At 64.7% G+C, this 18,476-nt stretch carries 13 protein-coding genes; 8 read left to right on the top strand and 5 right to left on the bottom strand.

Going from position 1 to position 18,476, the window contains the following annotated elements; translation table 11 throughout:
• Positions 1 to 234 precede the first annotated feature (234 nt).
• The 5 genes from aceE (at position 235) to RS027_RS00375 (ending at position 7,328) form a co-directional block, all read left to right on the top strand.
• The gene (gene aceE, locus RS027_RS00395) at positions 235 to 2,919 is read left to right on the top strand and encodes a pyruvate dehydrogenase (acetyl-transferring), homodimeric type (RefSeq protein WP_311952219.1); all 2,685 of its coding nucleotides are present in this window, start codon (positions 235 to 237) and stop codon (positions 2,917 to 2,919) included.
• 58 nt (positions 2,920 to 2,977) lie between these two features.
• Positions 2,978 to 5,008, top strand: a complete 2,031-nt coding sequence (aceF, locus tag RS027_RS00390; protein ID WP_311952216.1) for a pyruvate dehydrogenase complex dihydrolipoyllysine-residue acetyltransferase — start codon at positions 2,978 to 2,980, stop codon at positions 5,006 to 5,008.
• 228 nt (positions 5,009 to 5,236) lie between these two features.
• Positions 5,237 to 5,902, top strand: coding sequence for an adenylate kinase (adk, locus tag RS027_RS00385; RefSeq protein ID WP_311952214.1), 666 nt, complete (start codon positions 5,237 to 5,239; stop codon positions 5,900 to 5,902).
• Complete coding sequence (gene tsaB / locus RS027_RS00380; protein WP_311952213.1) at positions 5,902 to 6,618, top strand: tRNA (adenosine(37)-N6)-threonylcarbamoyltransferase complex dimerization subunit type 1 TsaB; 717 nt, start codon at positions 5,902 to 5,904, stop codon at positions 6,616 to 6,618. Before adk ends, tsaB begins: the two co-directional genes overlap by 1 nt.
• Positions 6,600 to 7,328: a class I SAM-dependent methyltransferase gene (locus tag RS027_RS00375; protein WP_376717560.1), complete on the top strand. Its 729-nt coding sequence runs from the start codon at positions 6,600 to 6,602 to the stop codon at positions 7,326 to 7,328. Before tsaB ends, RS027_RS00375 begins: the two co-directional genes overlap by 19 nt.
• Here RS027_RS00375 and RS027_RS00370 read toward each other — a convergent pair.
• Positions 7,325 to 8,017, bottom strand: a complete 693-nt coding sequence (locus RS027_RS00370) for a YecA/YgfB family protein (RefSeq protein WP_311952211.1) — start codon at positions 8,015 to 8,017, stop codon at positions 7,325 to 7,327. The two genes, RS027_RS00375 and RS027_RS00370, sit on opposite strands and share 4 nt — an antisense overlap.
• A 56-nt stretch (positions 8,018 to 8,073) precedes the next feature.
• On the opposite strand from RS027_RS00370, the gene RS027_RS00365 reads away from it, so the two are divergent.
• The 3 genes from RS027_RS00365 to RS027_RS00355 all read left to right on the top strand — a co-directional run bounded on the left by RS027_RS00365 (position 8,074) and on the right by RS027_RS00355 (position 11,653).
• Complete coding sequence (locus tag RS027_RS00365) at positions 8,074 to 8,652, top strand: SprT family zinc-dependent metalloprotease (protein WP_311952210.1); 579 nt, start codon at positions 8,074 to 8,076, stop codon at positions 8,650 to 8,652.
• Between the two features lie 160 nt (positions 8,653 to 8,812).
• Positions 8,813 to 10,765: an acetate--CoA ligase gene (acs, locus tag RS027_RS00360; RefSeq protein ID WP_311952208.1), complete on the top strand. Its 1,953-nt coding sequence runs from the start codon at positions 8,813 to 8,815 to the stop codon at positions 10,763 to 10,765.
• Positions 10,766 to 10,990: 225 nt separating this feature from the next.
• Positions 10,991 to 11,653 carry a LuxR C-terminal-related transcriptional regulator gene (locus RS027_RS00355; protein WP_311952207.1) on the top strand — a complete coding sequence of 221 codons (663 nt, stop codon included), beginning with the start codon at positions 10,991 to 10,993 and terminating at the stop codon, positions 11,651 to 11,653.
• Between the two features lie 9 nt (positions 11,654 to 11,662).
• Here RS027_RS00355 and RS027_RS00350 read toward each other — a convergent pair whose 3' ends face one another.
• From RS027_RS00350 to RS027_RS00335, 4 genes are all read right to left on the bottom strand, one after another.
• Positions 11,663 to 15,547 carry a PAS domain-containing hybrid sensor histidine kinase/response regulator gene (locus RS027_RS00350; RefSeq protein ID WP_311952206.1) on the bottom strand — a complete coding sequence of 1,295 codons (3,885 nt, stop codon included), beginning with the start codon at positions 15,545 to 15,547 and terminating at the stop codon, positions 11,663 to 11,665.
• Positions 15,548 to 15,655: 108 nt separating this feature from the next.
• Positions 15,656 to 16,180, bottom strand: coding sequence for a hypothetical protein (locus tag RS027_RS00345; protein WP_311952204.1), 525 nt, complete (start codon positions 16,178 to 16,180; stop codon positions 15,656 to 15,658).
• Positions 16,181 to 16,320: 140 nt separating this feature from the next.
• Complete coding sequence (locus tag RS027_RS00340; protein WP_311952203.1) at positions 16,321 to 18,126, bottom strand: sodium:solute symporter family protein; 1,806 nt, start codon at positions 18,124 to 18,126, stop codon at positions 16,321 to 16,323.
• A gap of 6 nt (positions 18,127 to 18,132) precedes the next feature.
• Positions 18,133 to 18,393 carry a DUF4212 domain-containing protein gene (locus RS027_RS00335; RefSeq protein WP_311952201.1) on the bottom strand — a complete coding sequence of 87 codons (261 nt, stop codon included), beginning with the start codon at positions 18,391 to 18,393 and terminating at the stop codon, positions 18,133 to 18,135.
• Positions 18,394 to 18,476: the final 83 nt, after the last annotated feature.

Here is an 18,476-nt window from a genome sequence, read left to right as displayed (position 1 = left end):
GGGCGGCGACTTTGCGGTATCGTTTTCCACAGAAAATAACGTTATTTTCCCATTTTTATGTAGTTTTGCTACATTTTGCCGAACGCTACGTCTTGAATGTAGAATGGATTTCCATTGTGCGCTGGAAAGGCGCGCCGGCGAACGCAGGCCTGTGGTGGCACAACGACTACCGCGGCCACCCGGCCCCCGGGTTCGCGGGGCCACTGTCATTTATCGTCATTCGGAGAGACCTTTATGAGTCTTGAGACACGAGAAGATCTTGACCCGGTCGAGTCCACGGAGTGGCTGGAAGCTCTGGAATCGGTGCTGGATCGTGAAGGAGAGGGTCGCGCTCGCTACCTGCTGACCCGCCTGGCCGACCGCATGCGCCAGGACTCGGGCGTGGCGCCGTTCTCGGTGACAACCCCGCACCGCAACACTATCCCGCCGCATCATGAAGCGCGCATGCCGGGCGACCTGGACATGGAGCGCCACATTCGCTCGCTGATCCGCTGGAACATGGCGGCCATGGTCACCCGGGCCAACAGCCGGAATCCGGGCATCGGCGGCCACCTGGCGAGCTTCATGTCGGCCGCCACGCTTTACGACGTGGGCTTCGGCCATTTCTTCCGCGCGCCCCACGACGACCACCCCGGGGATTTGGTGTATATCCAGGGCCACAGCTCGCCGGGCATTTACGCGCGCTCTTTCCTGGAAGGCCGTTTGTCCGAGGCGCAAATGGACCGGTTCCGCGAAGAAGTGGACGGTGACGGCCTCTCGTCCTACCCGCACCCCTGGCTGATGCCGGAGTACTGGCAGCTGCCCACGGTGTCCATGGGGCTTGGGCCGATCATGTCCATCTACCAGGCGCGCTTCATCAAGTACTTGCACAACCGCGACCTGCAGGACATGAAGGACCGCCAGGTCTGGGCGTTTCTCGGCGACGGCGAGTGCGACGAGCCGGAAACCCTCGGCGCCATTCACCTGGCCAGCCGCGAGAAGCTCGACAACCTCAACTTCATCATCAACTGCAACCTGCAGCGCCTGGACGGCCCGGTGCGCGGCAACCAGAGCATCGTCACCGAGCTCGAGGGCATCTTCCGCGGTGCCGGCTGGAACGTGATCAAGCTGATCTGGGGCCGCAAGTGGGACCACCTGTTTGAGAAAGACAAAAGCGGCATGCTGCAAAAGCTGATGGACGAAACCGTCGACGGCGAGTACCAGAACTGCAAGTCCAAGGGCGGCGCCTACACCCGGGAGAATTTCTTCGGCAAGTATCCGGAAACCGCCGCGCTTGTCGAGGACATGACCGACGAGGAAATCGGCCAGCTGGACCGCGGCGGCCACGACCCGGTCAAGGTGTACTCGGCCTACTACGAGGCGTTCCATAACGCCAACGAGCGTCCCACGGTGATCCTTGCGCACACCGTCAAGGGCTACGGCCTGACGGCAGAAGGCGGCGAAGCCGACAACGAAGCGCACCAGATCAAGTCGATTGACGACATCGACGTCATGAAGAAGGTGCGTGACCGCTTCGAGATTCCGCTGACCGACGCGCAGCTGGAAAAGGAAATGCCGTACTACCGGCCGGATGATGATTCCCCGGAAATCAAGTACATGAAGCTTCAGCGCGAGCGCCTGGGCGGCCACCTGCCGACGCGTCGTGCGGACTTCGAGGCCATCGAGATCCCCGGTCTTGACGACAAGATCTTTGCCTCGCAGCTGGAAGGCTCCAGAGGCCGCGAGTTCTCCAGCACCATGGCGTTCGTGCGCATCCTCAACGGCCTGATCAAGAACAAGCAGTTTGGCAAGCGCGTAGTGCCCATCGTGCCCGACGAGTCGCGCACCTTCGGCATGGAAGGCATGTTCCGCCAGTTCGGCATCTACGCTGCCGAAGGCCAGAAGTACGAGCCCATGGACAAGGGCCAGCTGATGTACTACCGCGAGTCCCAGTCCGGCCAGGTGCTGCAGGAAGGCATCACCGAAGCGGGGGCGATGTCTTCGTGGATCGCGGCGGCGACGTCCTACAGCAACAGCGGTCTGCCGATGCTGCCGTTTTACATCTACTACTCGATGTTCGGCTTCCAGCGCATCGGTGACCTGGCCTGGGCGGCCGGCGATATGCAGGCCCGAGGCTTCATGATTGGCGGTACCGCCGGGCGCACCACGCTCAACGGCGAAGGCCTGCAGCACCAGGACGGCCACAGCCTGATCCAGGCGTCGACCATCCCCAACTGCCGCACCTACGACCCGACCTACGCCCACGAAGTCGCGGTCATCGTCCAGGACGGCCTCAAGCGCATGTGTCAGGACAAGGAAAACGTCTTCTACTACATGACGGTGATGAACGAGAACTACGAGCACCCGGCGCTTGACGAAGTGCCCGCCGAGGACATCATCAAGGGCATGTACCTGCTTGGCCATACCCAGGGCAAGAAGGGCAAGGGTCACGTTCAGCTGCTGGGCTCCGGCACCATCCTGCGCGAAGTCGAGGCCGCCGCCGAGCTGCTCGCCGAAGACTGGGGCGTGGGCAGCAACACCTGGAGCGCGACAAGCTTCAACGAGCTGCGTCGCGAAGCGCTGGAGATCGACCGTCAGGCGTTCCTCAAGCCCGATAAGGAACCGGCCAAGCCGCACGTTACCGCGTGCCTGGCAGGCCGTCAGGGCCCGGCGATTGCCGCCACCGACTACATGAAGCTCTACGCCGATCAGGTGCGCGCCTGGGTGCCCATGGACTATCATGTACTCGGCACCGACGGCTACGGCCGCTCCGATTCCCGCGAGAAGCTGCGCCATTTCTTCGAAGTGGACCGCTACTTCGTCACCGTAGCGGCGCTGAAAGCGCTGGCCGACCGCGGTGATATCGACCGCAAGGTCGTAGGCGAGGCGCTGAAGAAGTACGGCATCGATGCCAACAAGTCCAACCCGCTGACCAGCTGATCCGCTGCCCGGCGGGGGTAACCCCGCCGGCTCGACCCGATTTGGAAGGAGCGCGACCTTGAGTAGCGAAAACATCAAAGTGCCCGACATCGGCGGCGACGATGTCGAAATCATCGAGATTGCGGTGTCGGAAGGCGACGTCATCGAAGAAGAAGATGCGCTGATCACCCTAGAGTCCGACAAGGCCAGCATGGACGTACCCTCGCCGAAAGCCGGCAAGGTGCTAAAAGTGCTGGTGAAAGAGGGCGACACCGTCTCCGAAGGCGACGACATCGTCGAGCTTGAAGTCGAAGACGGCGATGACGCCGGTGACGACCAGGGCGAAGAGGCGTCGGAAGAAGAGACGGCGGAAAAGGACGAGTCGCCCAAGCAGGAAGAAACGCCCAAGCAGGAAGAGGCGCCGCAAAAGAAGAAGGCCGGCGGCGGCAAGCAGACCGTCGACGTTAAAGTGCCGGACATCGGCGAAAGCGCGGAAATCATCGACGTCGCGGTCAGCGAAGGCGACGACGTCGAGGAAGAAGACGCGCTGATTACGCTGGAGTCCGACAAGGCCTCCATGGACGTGCCCAGCCCCTACACCGGCAAGCTGGTATCGCTTTCCGCCAAGGAGGGCGACAGCGTCTCCGAAGGCGACGTCATCGGCCAGATGGAAATCGAAGGTGAAGGCGGCGATGACGGCCAGGCCGACCAGGCATCGGCCGAGGGCGACGCCCCGGCGGCAGACGAGCAGGCGCCCGCTGACGACGAAGACGGTGATGACGACGATGAGGACGAAGCCGCCGACGACGGCGAGCCGACGCGCCAGGAAATCCGCGTGCCGGACATCGGCGACAGCGCGGAAATCATCGAAGTCGCGGTCAGCGAAGGCGACGACATCGACGAGGAAGACGCGCTGATCACGCTGGAGTCGGACAAGGCCTCCATGGACGTGCCAAGCCCCTACAAGGGCAAGCTGGTGGAAGTCTCCGTGAAGGTCGGCGACAGCGTGTCTGAAGGCGACGTCATCGGCATTGTCGAAGTCGCCGGGGCCAAGAAAAAGCCTGCGCCGAAGAAGCAGCAGTCCGAGAAAAAGCCAGCGCCCAAGGAAGACAAGCCGCAGAGTGCTTCTGCGCCGAAGGCGGAGACGTCCGAGGCATCGCAGCCAAGCGCCGCGCCGGCCGGCAAAGACGGCAAGCGCGTGCACGCCGGCCCCGCGGTGCGCATGCTCGCCCGGGAGTTCGGCGTGGATCTGGCCCAGGTATCGCCCAGCGGGCCCAAGGATCGCGTGCTGAAAGAAGACGTTCAGGCGTTTGTCAAAAGCGCGCTTTCCGGCAAGTCCCAGGCGTCAGGCCAGGCGCCGGCGGCCGGCGGCAGCGGCATTCCGCCGATTCCGGACCAGGACTTCAGCCAGTTCGGCGAGGTGGAAGAGAAGCCCATGGGCCGCCTGCTCAAGATGGGCGCGACCAACCTGCATCGCAGCTGGGTGAATCTGCCCCACGTGACGCAGTTTGACGACGCCGACATCACCGAGCTTGAAGCCTTCCGCAAGTCGATGAAGGCCGAGGCCGAAGCCCAGGGCGCCAAGCTCACGCCGCTGCCGTTTCTGGTCAAGGCGAGCGCCTTCGCGCTCAAGCAGTTCCCGCAGTTCAACGTCAGTCTCAAAAGCGACGGCGAAACCATGGTATGGAAGAAGTATATCCATATCGGCATCGCCGTAGACACGCCGCAGGGCCTGATGGTGCCGGTACTGCGCGACGCCGACCAGAAGTCGCTTTTGGAAATCGCCCGGGAAATGGGCGAGCTGGGCAAGAAAGCCCAGGACAAGAAGCTCAAGCGCGAGGAAATGTCCGGCGGCTGCTTCACGGTTTCAAGCCTTGGCTCCATTGGCGGTACGGCGTTTACGCCCATCGTCAACGCCCCGGAAGTGGCCATTCTGGGCGTGTCCAAGGCGCAGATGAAGCCGGTGTGGGACGGCGCCGAGTTCCAGCCGCGCCTGATGATGCCGCTGTCGCTGTCCTACGACCACCGTGCGGTCAACGGCGCCGACGCGGCGCGCTTCACGGCGTTTCTGGCCGACGTCCTCGGCGATATCCGCCGCCTGCTGCTGTAACCGGCAAACGGCGTATCGATGCACAAACGGCGCCTGCGGGCGCCGTTTGTGTTTTGGCACATGCAGCGGACCCGGTCCTGCGCCGGAGCCGGCGCGGCGTTTGACAGCCCGGCTTTACGGCTAATAGCAGGCCGGCTCTACGGCTAATAGAGAGTTGTGTCACCGGACAAGCGCCGTTATTGTCGGTGCCTTGCTTTTTTCTTCTCTATCATTCAAGGAACAGTGGCTATGCGGTTAATTCTTTTGGGCGCCCCCGGCGCCGGCAAGGGAACCCAGGCGCAGTTTATCTGCGAGCAGTACAAGATCCCCCAGATTTCCACCGGCGACATGCTGCGCACGGCGATCAAGGACGGAAGCGAGCTGGGCCTCAAGGTTCAGGACATCATGAACAGCGGCGGGCTGGTGTCCGATGACATCATCATCGACCTGGTCAAGGACCGCATCAGCCAGCCGGACTGCGAAAACGGCTTTCTGTTCGACGGCTTTCCGCGCACCATCCCCCAGGCCGACGCCATGAAGGAAGCCGGCGTCAAGCTCGACCACGTGCTGGAAATCGCCGTGGCCGACGAGGAGATCGTCAATCGCCTCGCCGGGCGCCGCGTGCATCCGACCTCCGGGCGCACCTACCATATCGACCACAATCCGCCCAAAGAGCCGGGGATGGATGACGTCACCGGTGAAGCGCTGATCCAGCGCGAGGACGACCAGGAATCCACCGTGCGCAACCGTCTGGCCGTTTACCACGACCAGACCGCGCCGCTGGTGGACTACTACCGTCAGTGGGCCAAGGAAGACCCCGAGGCCGCGCCCGAGTACCACTGCGTGGAAGGCGTGGGCAGCGTCGAGGATATTACCCGCCAGGTTACCGAGGCGCTGGGGACAAAGGTCGCGTAATGGCGCTTAACCTGCTTGCCATGGACGCTTCGTCGGGCGCCTGCTCGGCGGCTTTGCTGCGCCGCGACGGCGCAGGCGAGCGCTGCCTTGCACGCTTCGCCCTGACGCCCCGGGAACATACCCGGCGCCTGCTGCCCATGGTGGACGAAGTGCTGGCAGAAGCCGAGCTGTCACCGAGTCAGCTGGACGCCGTGGCCTTCGGCCGCGGGCCCGGCTCGTTTACCGGCCTGCGCATTGCCGCCGGCGCCGCCCAGGGGCTGGCCTTTGGCCTGGAGCGCCCGCTGCTGGGCGTCTCCACCCTGGAGGCGCTGGCGCTTCAGGCCCACGAGCGGTTTGGCGCCAGCCGGGTCGCCACCCTGATCGACGCGCGCATGGGCGAGGTCTACGCGGCCTTCTGGCACTGCGCCGACGGCGCCACGACCCGGCGCGGGGAAGAAGCCGTGCTGGCGCCGGGGAAGCTTAAGCTGCCGGACGACGAGGCGCTGTCGTGGGCCGCCGTGGGTTCGGGGCTTGCCCTGCGCGACGGCTTTGCCGCATCGCTTGGCGCGCGCCTTGAGCCGCTGGATACGGACTTGCCAACCGGGGCGCTTGAGCCCCGGGCCGAAGAGATGGCGTGGCTTGCCGCCCGGGATTTCGACGCCGGCCGCGGCCAGCCGGCGCACCTGGCCCAGCCGGTCTATTTGCGCAACGAGGTGGCGTGGAAAAAAACCGCTTAAGCGAGGCCGGGCTGGCGCTGCCCGAAGGGCTTGTTCTGGAGCGGCGCGCCGAAGGGCTGGTGCTCGCCGGCGATGAGGCGCGTGACGGCAAGCCGCTGCGGGTGGACTACGTCGGCGGTAAGGCCGGCCACCGGCGCCGCTTTGGCGGCGGGCGCGGCCAGCTGATTGCCCGGGCCTGCGGGCTGGCGAACGGGGTGACGCCAAGCGTGGTGGACGCGACCGCGGGGCTTGGCCGGGACGCCTTTGTGCTCGCAAGCCTGGGCGCGCCGGTGCTGCTGGTCGAGCGGGTGGCGGCGATTGCCGCCCTGCTGGCCGACGGCCTCGAGCGCGCCGCGGCGCACCCCGAGACCGCCGCCATCGCCGCACGGATGCAGCTTGCGCCGGGGGACGCCGCCGTCGAGCTTGAAGCGCTGGTGACCGCGGCGGGCTTTGCCCCCCAGGTCGTGCATTTGGACCCGATGTTTCCCCACCGGGAAAAATCCGCGCTGGTGAAAAAGGAAATGCGCCTTTTTCGCCGGCTTGCCGGCGACGATCCCGATGCGCCGCGGCTGCTTCAGGCCGCGCTTGACGTCGCCACCCACCGGGTGGTGGTCAAGCGCCCGCGCAAGGCGCCGGCCATTGCCGGGCCGGCGGTGGCCCACGTAGTGGAAGGCAAAACCAGCCGCTACGATATTTACGTCCACCGCTCGCTGCGGCCCAAGCGCGGCTAGCCTTTCTTGCCCGACGTTTTCTTCTGGCCCGCCTTGTGCTGCTTGGGCCGGGGCTTGGGCTTGCCGCCGGACTCCGACGGCACGCGGTAGTGCAGGTATAGGTCCAGCACCAGCTCGGGCAGCTGGGCGGTGAGCGCTTCCAGCCGCTGGCTGTCGCCGGCGAGCTCGGCAATATCGGGCTCGTCGTCAAACAGGCCGGACAGCAGCATGAACGGCAGCAGCAGGGCGGCGGCGGCCTCTTCGTCATCGGCAAACCAGGCGCTTTCATTAACAAACACGCCTTCCATGAAGCCCGCGCACCAGTCGCCAACCGGCGTTTCTTCCGGGGGCAGGCCGTCGAGCACCGGCTCGAACGGTAGCTCGGGAAGCCCGCCCTGTTCCAGCAGCGCCATGGCGTTATCGCGCAGCGCGGCCAGCAGGCCGGTGATCTCTTCGCGCTCTGCCCGGTCGGCGTAGTCCGGCTCCCCCTGAAACAGCTCGGCCTGCCACTGGTCGTCGGGCGTGTGGCTTGGGGCGACCGCCAGGGCAACCATGAAGCCGTGGGTCGAGATCAGGTCCAGGGCGTCTTCGTCCACCCGGCCGGAGTCGAGAAAGTCGTCGAGCCGCTCAAGGGCGTCGTCGCCCAGCAGCGGCTCCGGGGGCGCGGAAGCGTCGTCGCTCTGGCTGGGGGGAGAAGGGCGCTGTGACATGCAAGGCCTCATGGGTTGGCGTGGAAAATAGCAGGGAAACAGTAGGGAAAAACAGGGTGTCGAGTTTATCATCAAAGGCGGCCGCGCCGCTTCCCGCCTGGCCCGACGAGGCGCTGGCCGGGCTTGACCGCGAGGCGCTGGAACAGGCCGCCCGCCGCCGGGTGGCCGAGGCGCTCGAGCGCGCCCGGGAGGTTCACCCGGCGCTGCCCGCGCCCCGGGTGTGGTTTGATCTCAAGGGCGCCTCCGCCGGCCAGGCGCACCTGGGGCGCGGCGGGCTGCGCTTCAATCCGGTGCTGCTGGAAGAAAACCGCACGGCGTTCTTTACCGACGTTATCCCCCACGAAATGGCCCACTGGCTGGTGTTCCACCTGGAGAACGGCCCGCGGCTCAAACCCCACGGGCGCGAATGGCAAACGGTGATGCGCGATCTTTATGCCCTGACGCCCCGGGTGACCCACCGGCTGGACGTCAGCCGGGCACGATCGGCGCCGTACCGCTACGCTTGCCGCTGTGGCGATCACTACTTCACCCCCCAGCGCCATGCCCAGCGGCATAAAGGGCGGCGCTATCGCTGTCGGCAGTGCGCTCAGACGTTGGTCTATCTTGGCCGCACGCTGCCCGAAAATTCTTTATAGTCACCTGTTAATAAAGGGAATTTTTTTAATACCAAGGTCTAAATGGAAGGCCGCTTCGAGACCTATATGCTGGGAGCGAAGCACATAAAGTCGGCACGCTTAACCAGAACGCGGGCGGACGCTGTTTTGCCTGGTTCTCACCCTGATCAAGAGGTTCGTTATGACTGAGCAGCAAAAGAACATCTATCCGGTTCCCGAAGCGCTGGCGAAGCGTGCCTGGATCGACAAGGCCGACTACGAGGCGCTTTATCGCCAGTCCATCGAAGATCCTGAGGGCTACTGGGCGGAGCAGGCCAAGCGGCTCGACTGGATCAAGGCGCCTACCAAGATCAAGAATACGTCGTTTGACGTAAACAACGTCGATATTCGCTGGTTTGAAGACGGCACCCTCAACGCCAGCGTCAACTGCCTCGATCGTCACCTCGAAACCCGCGGCGACCAGCCGGCGATCATCTGGGAAGGCGACGACCCGGCGAACGACAAGACGCTCACCTATCGCGAGCTTTACGAGCGGACCTGCCAGCTGGCCAACGCCTTCAAGGAGCTGGGAGTTAACAAGGGCGACGTGGTTACCCTCTACATGCCGATGATCCCCGAGGCCGCCATCGCCATGCTCGCCTGCGCGCGTATCGGGGCGATTCACTCGGTTATCTTCGGCGGCTTCTCACCGGACGCCATTGCCCAGCGTGTGACCGGCGCGAAGTCCAAGCTGGTCATCACCGCCGACGAGTCGGTGCGCGGCGGCAAGCATGTGCCGCTCAAGGACAACGTCGATGCCGCGCTGACCCGTGATGGCACCGAGGTGTGCGAAAACGTCCTGGTGGTCAAGCGTACCGGCGGCGAGATCGACTGGCATGAGGGTCGCGACATCGAGTATGACGATCTCGTCTCCCGGCAGGCCACCGACTGTCCGGCCGAGGAGATGAGCGCCGAGGATCCGCTGTTCATCCTCTATACCTCGGGCTCCACCGGCGCGCCCAAGGGCATGAAGCACACCACCGGCGGCTATCTGGTGCACGCCGCCATGACCCATCAGTACGTCTTTGACTATCACGATGGCGATATCTACTGGTGCACCGCCGACGTTGGCTGGATTACCGGGCACAGCTATATCGTCTACGGGCCGCTGGCCAACGGGGCGACCACGCTGATGTTTGAAGGCGTACCCAGCTACCCGACGCCCGGCCGCATCGGCGAGGTGGTCGACAAGCACAAGGTCAATATTCTCTATACGGCGCCCACTGCTATCCGTGCTCTGCGCGCCCACGGCGACGACGTCATGGATACCAGCAGCCGGGAGAGCCTGCGAGTGCTGGGTACCGTGGGCGAGCCCATCAACCCCGAGGCCTGGGAGTGGTACTACCGGGTCATCGGCAACTCGAAGTGTCCGGTCGTCGATACCTGGTGGCAGACCGAGAACGGCGGCATCCTGATTTCGCCGCTGCCCGGGGCCACCGACCTCAAGCCGGGCTCCGCCACCCTGCCGCTGTTCGGCGTCAAGGCGGGTATCATCGATAACGACGGCAACCTGCTGGAAGGCGAGGCCGAGGGCAACCTGGTGATTCTGGACGCCTGGCCGGGGATCGCACGCTCCATCTGGGGAGATCACGAGCGTTTCGTGCAGACCTACTTCTCGACCTACCCGGGCATGTACTTCACCAGCGATGCGGCCCGCCGCGACGAGGACGGCTACTACTGGATCACCGGGCGGGTCGACGACGTGCTCAACGTCTCCGGCCACCGCATGGGCACCTCCGAGATCGAGTCGTCGCTGGTTGCCCACGATAAAGTGGCCGAAGCCGCCGTGGTCGGTTTCCCCCACGACATCAAGGGTCAGGGCATCTATATCTATGTCACCCTCAACGAAGACTTCGAACCGAGCGACGAGCTCAGGAAGGAGCTGGTCCAGTGGGTGCGCAAGGATATCGGCCCCATCGCCTCGCCGGACATCATCCAGTGGGCCGCCGATCTGCCCAAGACGCGTTCGGGCAAGATCATGCGCCGCATCCTGCGCAAGATTGCCGCCAACGAGACCGAAGGCCTGGGCGATACCAGCACGCTTGCCGACCCCAGCGTCGTCGACGAGCTGATCGAGCACCGCGCCAACCGCTGAGTCGCGGCGCCTTTCGCTAAACCCCTCCAATGCCGGCCGCGTGCCGGCATTGTCGTTTTCGGGCGGCAGCGGCGTGTCAAGGCGCCCTGCGCGGATAAAAAAGCGACGGGCGTGCCCGCTGCCCTTGGGCAGGATGAAGCCCTTGGGGTACCATTCGACAGGTGCCGCCGCCGTTATCGGTGCGACAGTCACCTGACGGCCGCTCAAGGATCCGGAGGAGACCCCATGGCTATTGCCCACAAGTTCATCGTCGCTGACGACCATCCGCTGTTCCGCGCCGCGTTGACCCAGGCGCTGCGCCAGCTGGCGCCCGAGGCGGACATTGTCGAAGCCGACACCATGGAAGCCACCAAGGAGGCGGTCAACCGGCATCCGGATGCTGACCTGGTGCTGCTCGACCTGCACATGCCCGGCGCCAACGGCTTTTCCGGGCTGATCCAGCTGCGCGGGCAGATGCCCGACATTCCGGTGGTGGTCATCTCGGGCAGCGACGAGCCCTACGTGGTGCGCCGGGCACTGGACTACGGCGCCTCGGGCTTCATCCCCAAGTCGTCCTCGCTTGCGCTGATTGCCGAGGCGGTGGGCGAAGTGCTCGACGGCGAAGTCTGGCTGCCCGAGGCGCTTGCCGGCGTGCTCGACGACACCAACGAGGAAGAGGCGCGCTTTGCCGAGGCCATTGCCTCGCTTACGCCCCAGCAGTTTCGCGTGCTCAACATGCTCACCGAAGGCCTGCTGAACAAGCAGATCGCCTACGAGCTCAACGTTTCGGAAGCCACCATCAAGGCCCACGTCACCGCCATCCTGCGCAAGCTCGGCGTGCACTCGCGCACCCAGGCGGTCATCGCCGCCCAGAAGCTTGAGGTAGAGCCGCCTAAGCTTGAATCCTGAGGCAAAGCGCTAGGCTTGCGGCTGCGCCCCGCGGCTGGCCTGCAGCGTGCGGGTCAAAAGCGCCCGCAGGGCCGCCGGGCGTACCGGCTTTTGCAGCAGGTGGTGGCCGGCGCGGCGAACCTCGTCGGCCACCGCTTCGCTGCGGTCGGCGGTGATCACGATGCCGGGCACTTCGCCCTGCAGGCGCTCGCCCAGGGCCTCCAGCGCCATCAGGCCGGTCACTTCGTTATCCAGGTGGTAGTCGGCGAGTATCGCCTCCGGGTCGCCCTCCATATTGCGCAGAATCGACTTGGCGCCGCCGATGCTGGTGGCGGTGAATACCTCGCACCCCCAGCCGCCGAGCATGGCGGCCATGCCTTCAAGAATCAGCGATTCGTTATCGATGCACACAATGCGCGTGCCGGCGAGCTTGTGGCCCGCCCGGCGGCTCGGCTCGGGCGCGGCGTCTGCGACGGCCCGGGCGTCCACCACCGGCACGCTGACGCTGAAGACGGTGCCCGCCCCTTCCCAGGAGCGCACCGCGATGGGGTGATCCAGCACCCGGCTCATGCGCTCGGCAATGGACAGGCCCAGCCCCAGCCCTTTCTCGTTTTCGCGGTGGCGCGAGGTCTGATCCAGGCGGCGAAATTCCTGGAAAATTTCCGCCTGCTTGGCCTCGGCGATGCCCGGGCCGGTGTCCCAGACCTCGATGCGCAGCCGCTCCCCGGCGCGCCGGCACCCGAGCAGCACGCGGCCCTCCCGGGTATAGCGCAGGGCGTTGGAGAGAAAGTTCTGCACGATGCGGCGCAGCATCTGGGCGTCGGAGTCCACCCACTGTCCGGTGGGCACCACGGTCAGGTCCAGCCCCCGGTCGGCGGCCATGACGTCGAACTCGGCGCGCAGCGGGTGGAAAATATCGGCCAGGGCAAAGTGGCTGCGCCGGGCCGTGAGCGCGCCGGCATCGAGCTTGGAAATATCCAGCAGCGTGCCTAATAGCTCTTCGGCGGCCTGCAGCGAGTTGTCGATATGGTCGATAGTGTGGCGGTCGCCCTTGGCGGTATGGTTCTGCGCCAGCGCCGAGGTAAACAGCCGCGCGGCGTTGAGCGGCTGCAGCAGGTCGTGGCTGGCGGCGGCGAGAAAGCGCGTCTTGGAGGCGTTGGCATCCTCCGCCAGCTGCTTGGCGCGGGATAGCTCCTGGGTGCGCTCGTGCACCCGCTCTTCCAGGGTTTCGTTGGTTTCCTTGAGGGCGATCTCAGCCAGGCGGCGCTCGGTGATGTCCTGGTAGAGGGCAAAAAAGCCGAGGATGGCGCCGCCGTCGTCAAAGTGCGGGGTGTAGGTCACCAGCATATGGTGGCGCTCGCCGCCGATGGGCATGGCCACTTCAAAGCTGACCCGCTCGCCGGCAAGCGTTCGCTGGAACCAGTCGGCGCGCTCCCGGGCGCGGTCGGCGGGCATGACGTCGGCAAAGCGCCGGCCGATCACCGCGTGGCGGTCCACGCCGAAGGCCTGCTCGTAGGCGCGGTTGGTAAACAGGTAGCGGCAGTCCTTGTCGAAGTAGGCGATCAGCGCCGGCACGTTGTCGGTGTAGATGCGGATGTTGTTTTCCGAGCGGATCAGCGCCTCTTCGGTGCGCTTTTGCCGGGTAATGTCCTGATAGGTATAGACAAAGCCGCCGCCGGGCATGGGGGTGCCCTGGACCTCCAGCACGCTGCCGTCCTGACGGTAGCGCACGTAGCGGTGGGGCTGGCCCTCGCGGATATTGTCGAGCAGAAGCTCGACGTGTTCCTCGGGATCCCCGGGGCCGTATTCGCCGCTGTGGGCGTTATAGCGGAAAATGCGGTCGATGGGCGCGCCCACCCGGATCAGGTGGTCGGGAAAGCGGAACAGCTCCAGATAGCGCTGGTTCCACACCACCAGCCGCAGGTGCTGGTCGACCACGCTGATGCCCTGGCTGATGTTTTCGATGGTGGCCTGGAGCAGAGCGCGGTTGAACTCGAGCACCTGGGAGGCCTCATCGACGATGGAAATGACGTCGGAGATGCCGATGCCGCGCCCCTGCAGCGCCGAGTTGACCACAATGCGCGCCGACGACGCGCCGAGCACCGAGGCCAGGAAGCGCTCGGTGAACTGGATGACGTCGATGGAGGCTCGGGCGTCGTCGTCAAGGGTGGTGCCGTTGCGCCGAGCGTAGTTGTTAAAGGCAGTGGCCACCTGGTTTGCGCCGAGAAAACGTTCGCACAGCACTTTCAGGTCGCCCACCGTGGTGGCGCCGAGCCAGGGGCGGTTGACCGAGGTCTGACGGGTTTCCACGCTGTCCACAAATAGCGACGCCTGGATGCGCTCCACCACCCGCTGGGTGCTCAGCTGGGAGATAAAGATGTAGCAGAACAGGTTGAGCCCCAGCGAAAGCATGACCCCGTGGGTGAAGGGGTCGCCCAGCTCCAGGCCAAAAAGCTCAATGGGCGAGAGCCAGCCGATGCCCAGCGGGCCATCAATGACCCAGCCGCCGGGCAGTACGCCAGCGTTGGCAAGCGCCGGGCCCAGCAGGCTGTAGACCCAGACGGCAAAGCCTGCGTTCAGCCCCACGATAACCCCCAGCCAGTTGCCGCGCTTCCAGTAAAGGCCGCCGATCAGCGCCGGGGCGAACTGCGCAGCGGCGGCAAAGGAGAGCATGCCGATGGCGGAAAGCGACGTAAGTTCGGCCAGCAGGCGGTAGAAGCCGTAGGCCAGGATCAGCACGGCGACGATGGTAAAGCGCCGCACGCGCAGCACCAGGCGACCGTAGTCTCGGGCCTGGGTGTCGAACCAGCGCAGGCGAAAAAGCGCGGGAATAACGATCTCGTTGGAGACCATGATCGACACCGCCACGGTAGCGACCAGAACCATGCTGGTGGCGGCGGAAAAGCCGCCGATGAAGGTCAGAAGCGGCAGCCAGCCGTGGTCTGATGCCATGGACAGCGCCAGCACGTAGGTGTCGGGCTGGATATCGGTATCGCCAAATAGCCACAGTCCGGCGCCGGCCAGAGGCACCACAAAAAACGCTACCGCCGCCAGGTAAAGCGGAAACAGCCAGCGCGCCCGCCGGGCGTCGTCCGGGTGGGTGTTTTCCACCACGGCGACGTGGAACTGGCGCGGCAGGCAGAAAATCGCCAGCATGGCGAGCAGCGTCTGGGCCCAGAAACCGTGGGCGAAATCCTGTTCGGCCAGCTGGCGCTCCAGCTGGAGCTGGCCGTCGGCGTAGCGGGCAAGCTCGCCCAGCCCGTCGAACATGCCCCAGGTCACCACCGCGCCGAGAATCACGAACGCCGCCAGCTTGACCAGCGACTCGAAGGCCACGGCGTGGATCAGCCCTTCGTGGTGTTCGGTGGCGTCGGTGTGGCGGGTGCCGAATAAAATGGCGAACAGCGCCATGACCGCGGCAATGTAAAAGGCAGCGTCGCCAAACAGCGGCGCGTGCTGGGCGCTGGCGCTGTCGGTGAGGATGCTGAACGACGTGGCCACGGCTTTGAGCTGCAGGGCGATGTAGGGCAGCGTGCCGATCAGCGCGATCAGGCTGGCAAAGACCGCCAGCGACTGGGCCTTGCCGTAGCGCGAGGCGATGAAGTCGGCAATCGAGGTGATGTTCTGGTGCTTGGCGACGCGAATCATCTTGGAAAGCACCGGCCAGAACAGCAGAAACGTCAGCACCGGCCCGACAAAAATGCTGGCAAAGGACCAGCCCGAGGTGGCCGCCTGGCCCACGGCGCCGTAAAACGTCCAGGACGTGCAGTAAATCGCCAGCGCCAGGCTGTAGATCAGCGGGCGGCGGCGGCTGGCCCCGTGGGTGTGGGCCCGGCGGTCGCCGTACCAGGCAATGCCGAACAGCACCGCAATGTACAAAAGCGATACCGCGATGAGTAGCCCTGCATAAAACATCGAACGCTCCCGCCGTGGCGCACCGCGGCCCGGGCCGCCGGTAGAAAACGCCCATTCTAGGTGAAATGGGCGTAGGCGTCAGGCGGCCGGAGTGAAGGAGTGGCCGTATCAGACCTCCCGGGGCGGCCGGCACGCGGTGATGTACAAGGGGGCGCTGTCGCGCAGGGTGCGAAGCTCATTCATCGCCGGCTTGCCGGAGTCATCATCCAGCGGCACCAGCTCCCGAGTGTCGCAGTTGATCAGGTAGGGGGTGGGGGTGACCACGTCGGCATAGTGGCGCTCGAAGTGATAGACGATCAGCTCGGTGACGGGCGTTTCCTCCCGGGCGCCGTGGTGGATGTTGTCGCGGTCGACCACGCTGAACGCGTCCACCATGGGAAAGATAAACGTCCAGGGCCGCCAAACGGCGCTGCCGGTCTCCTTGGAAATCACCACGGCGCTTTCCGGCAGCTGCTGCTGCTTGTGCTCGAACCAGCGGTATTCCGCGTTGATCTGATAGCCCAGCATGCCCAGTCCGGCGCAGACCGGAACGATCCATTTGGGCAGGCGTTTGCCGCTCAGGGTGCGCAAAAACAGGCCGATGCCCGCGGCGGCCAGGCCGGAAACCACGGCGGCGATCAAGTGCCAGAGCATGGCGTCTCCTCGATGACGGGGCGCTAACGCCGGCGCGAGGCGTTGACGCGGTGGAAAAAAGGCGGACTTCCTTACGGAAGCCCGCCGGGTCAGAGTGGCAATAGCCAGATGGCCGCGTATCAGCGCGGTGTCATCATGCGTCAGTGCCGACTCAGGTGCGGCGCGTTGCCGGCCCCTTTGGGATAGCGCACGCTTTCCACCAGCAGCTGGATTTCCCTGGGCGGTGCGGCTGTGACGCTGGAAACGGCGAAGGCCACGGCGAAGTTCATCATCGCCCCCAGCGCCCCGAAGGACTGCGGGGAGATGCCCAGCACCCAGTTTTCCGGCGTGTTGGCCAGCATGTTGGTGCCGGGAATGAAGAACCAGCCCAGGTAGGTGAAGATATACAAAAGCGTGGTCAGAAGCCCGGTAAGCATACCGGCTACGGCACCGCGGTTGTTGATGCGCTTGGAGAAGATACCCATCATCAGCACCGGGAACAGCGAGGCACCGGCGATCCCGAAGGCCAGCGCCACGGTTTGCGCGGCAAAACCGGGCGGATTGAGTCCCAGGTAGGTGGCGAGCAGGATCGCCCCGGCCATGGAGATCCGCGCGGCGAGCATTTCTCCCTTTTCGGTGATGTTGGGATTAAGGGTGTTTTTGATCAGGTCGTGGCTTACCGCCGATGAAATCGCCAGCAATAGCCCCGCCGCCGTCGAGAGCGCTGCCGCCACGCCGCCGGCCGCAATCAGGCCGATGACCCAGGGCGGCAGGTTGGCGATTTCGGGGTTGGCCAGCACCAGGATGTCGTTGTTGACCGCAAGCTCGTTGCCTTCCCAGCCGAACTCCTCGGCCTTGTCGGCAAAGGCGTCGCTGTCGTCGTTGTAGAGCTGGATGCGATCGTCGCTGTTCTTGTCCTCGAAGGTGATCAGGCCGGTGTCTTCCCAGGAGCGGATCCAGCCGGGGCGATCTTCATAGAGGATGGGGTTTTGCGCGGCGGCGTCGTAGTCCTCGGTCTGCTGCGCCATGTCGGGGTATACGGTGGTCAGGAGGTTGAGCCTGGCCATGGAGCCTACCGCCGGCGCGGTGACGTACAAAAGGGCGATGAACACCAGCGCCCAGCCCGCCGACCAGCGCGCGTCCGCCACCTTGGGTACGGTGAAAAAGCGAATGATGACGTGGGGTAGCCCGGCGGTACCCACCATCAGCGACAGCGTAAACAGCACCATATTGAGCTTGTTGTCGACGTCGGCGGTGTAGGCGTTGAACCCCAGCGCAGTCACCACCTGGTCGAGCTTGTCCAGAAGCGGCATGCCGGATTCGGTATGGGTACTGAACATGCCGAACATGGGGATGGGGTTGCCGGTGAGGTGCATGGCGATGAATATCGCCGGAATGGTGTAGGCGATGATCAGCACCACGTACTGGGCTACCTGGGTATAGGTGATGCCCTTCATGCCGCCGAACACCGCGTAGAGGAACACGATCAGCGCGGCAATCCAGATGCCCAGGGTGTTGGACACCTCAAGAAAGCGCGAGAACGCCACGCCGGCCCCGGTCATCTGGCCGATGACGTAGGTGGTCGACGCAATGATCAGACAGACCACGGCGATCAGGCGCGCCGTGTTGCTGTAGAAGCGGTCGCCGATAAAGGCCGGAACGGTGAATTTGCCGAACTTGCGCAGGTAGGGAGCAAGCAGCATGGCAAGCAGCACATAGCCGCCGGTCCAGCCCATCAGGTAGGTCGAGTTGGCGTAGCCGCCGGCGGCCAGCAGCCCTGCCATGGAAATAAACGACGCCGCCGACATCCAGTCCGCCGCCGTGGCCATGCCGTTGGTAATGGGGTGCACGCCGCCGCCGGCAACGTAGAAGTCCTTGGTCGAGCCGGCGCGCGCCCAGACGGCGATGCCGATGTAGAGCGCGAAAGAGGCGCCCACAAAGAGTATGTTGATGATGAACTGATCCATGCTGGCTTACTCCCCGAGGCTGTATTTGGCGTCGAGCCGGTTCATCTTCCAGGCGTAGAAGAAGATCAGCGCGATAAAGGTCAAAATCGAGCCCTGCTGGGCAAACCAGAAGCCCAGGTCGGTACCGCCGATGGGGATACCCGCCAGCAACGGGCGAAACAGAATGGCGCAGCCGTACGAGACAAAGGCCCAGACGACCAGGCAGCCAAGGATGGTGCGCACGTTGGCTTTCCAATAGGCCGCAGCGTTGGTGTTGTCATCTGCCATGGCGTAGTTCTCCGCTTGTGATTGTTTAAGGTTGGAGACGGTATGTAAGTGCCGTCGCGCACGGGCGGTGGCCCGGCACAACG

Source organism: Halomonas garicola, assembly GCF_031935715.1.
Classification (GTDB): domain Bacteria; phylum Pseudomonadota; class Gammaproteobacteria; order Pseudomonadales; family Halomonadaceae; genus Vreelandella; species Vreelandella garicola.
The sequence above is the reverse complement of the archived record's forward strand: the minus strand, read 5'-3'. Positions and strand labels throughout refer to the sequence as shown.

Excerpts from the sequence above, each read along its gene's own strand:
- RS027_RS00340 (WP_311952203.1), bottom strand. The coding sequence starts at position 18,126 with ATGGATCAGTTCATCATCAACATACTCTTTGTGGGCGCCTCTTTCGCG.
- RS027_RS00345 (WP_311952204.1), bottom strand. The coding sequence starts at position 16,180 with ATGCTCTGGCACTTGATCGCCGCCGTGGTTTCCGGCCTGGCCGCCGCG.
- RS027_RS00350 (WP_311952206.1), bottom strand. The coding sequence starts at position 15,547 with ATGTTTTATGCAGGGCTACTCATCGCGGTATCGCTTTTGTACATTGCG.
- acs (WP_311952208.1), top strand. The coding sequence starts at position 8,813 with ATGACTGAGCAGCAAAAGAACATCTATCCGGTTCCCGAAGCGCTGGCG.
- RS027_RS00335 (WP_311952201.1), bottom strand. The coding sequence starts at position 18,393 with ATGGCAGATGACAACACCAACGCTGCGGCCTATTGGAAAGCCAACGTG.
- tsaB (WP_311952213.1), top strand. The coding sequence starts at position 5,902 with ATGGCGCTTAACCTGCTTGCCATGGACGCTTCGTCGGGCGCCTGCTCG.
- aceE (WP_311952219.1), top strand. The coding sequence starts at position 235 with ATGAGTCTTGAGACACGAGAAGATCTTGACCCGGTCGAGTCCACGGAG.
- adk (WP_311952214.1), top strand. The coding sequence starts at position 5,237 with ATGCGGTTAATTCTTTTGGGCGCCCCCGGCGCCGGCAAGGGAACCCAG.
- RS027_RS00355 (WP_311952207.1), top strand. The coding sequence starts at position 10,991 with ATGGCTATTGCCCACAAGTTCATCGTCGCTGACGACCATCCGCTGTTC.
- RS027_RS00370 (WP_311952211.1), bottom strand. The coding sequence starts at position 8,017 with ATGTCACAGCGCCCTTCTCCCCCCAGCCAGAGCGACGACGCTTCCGCG.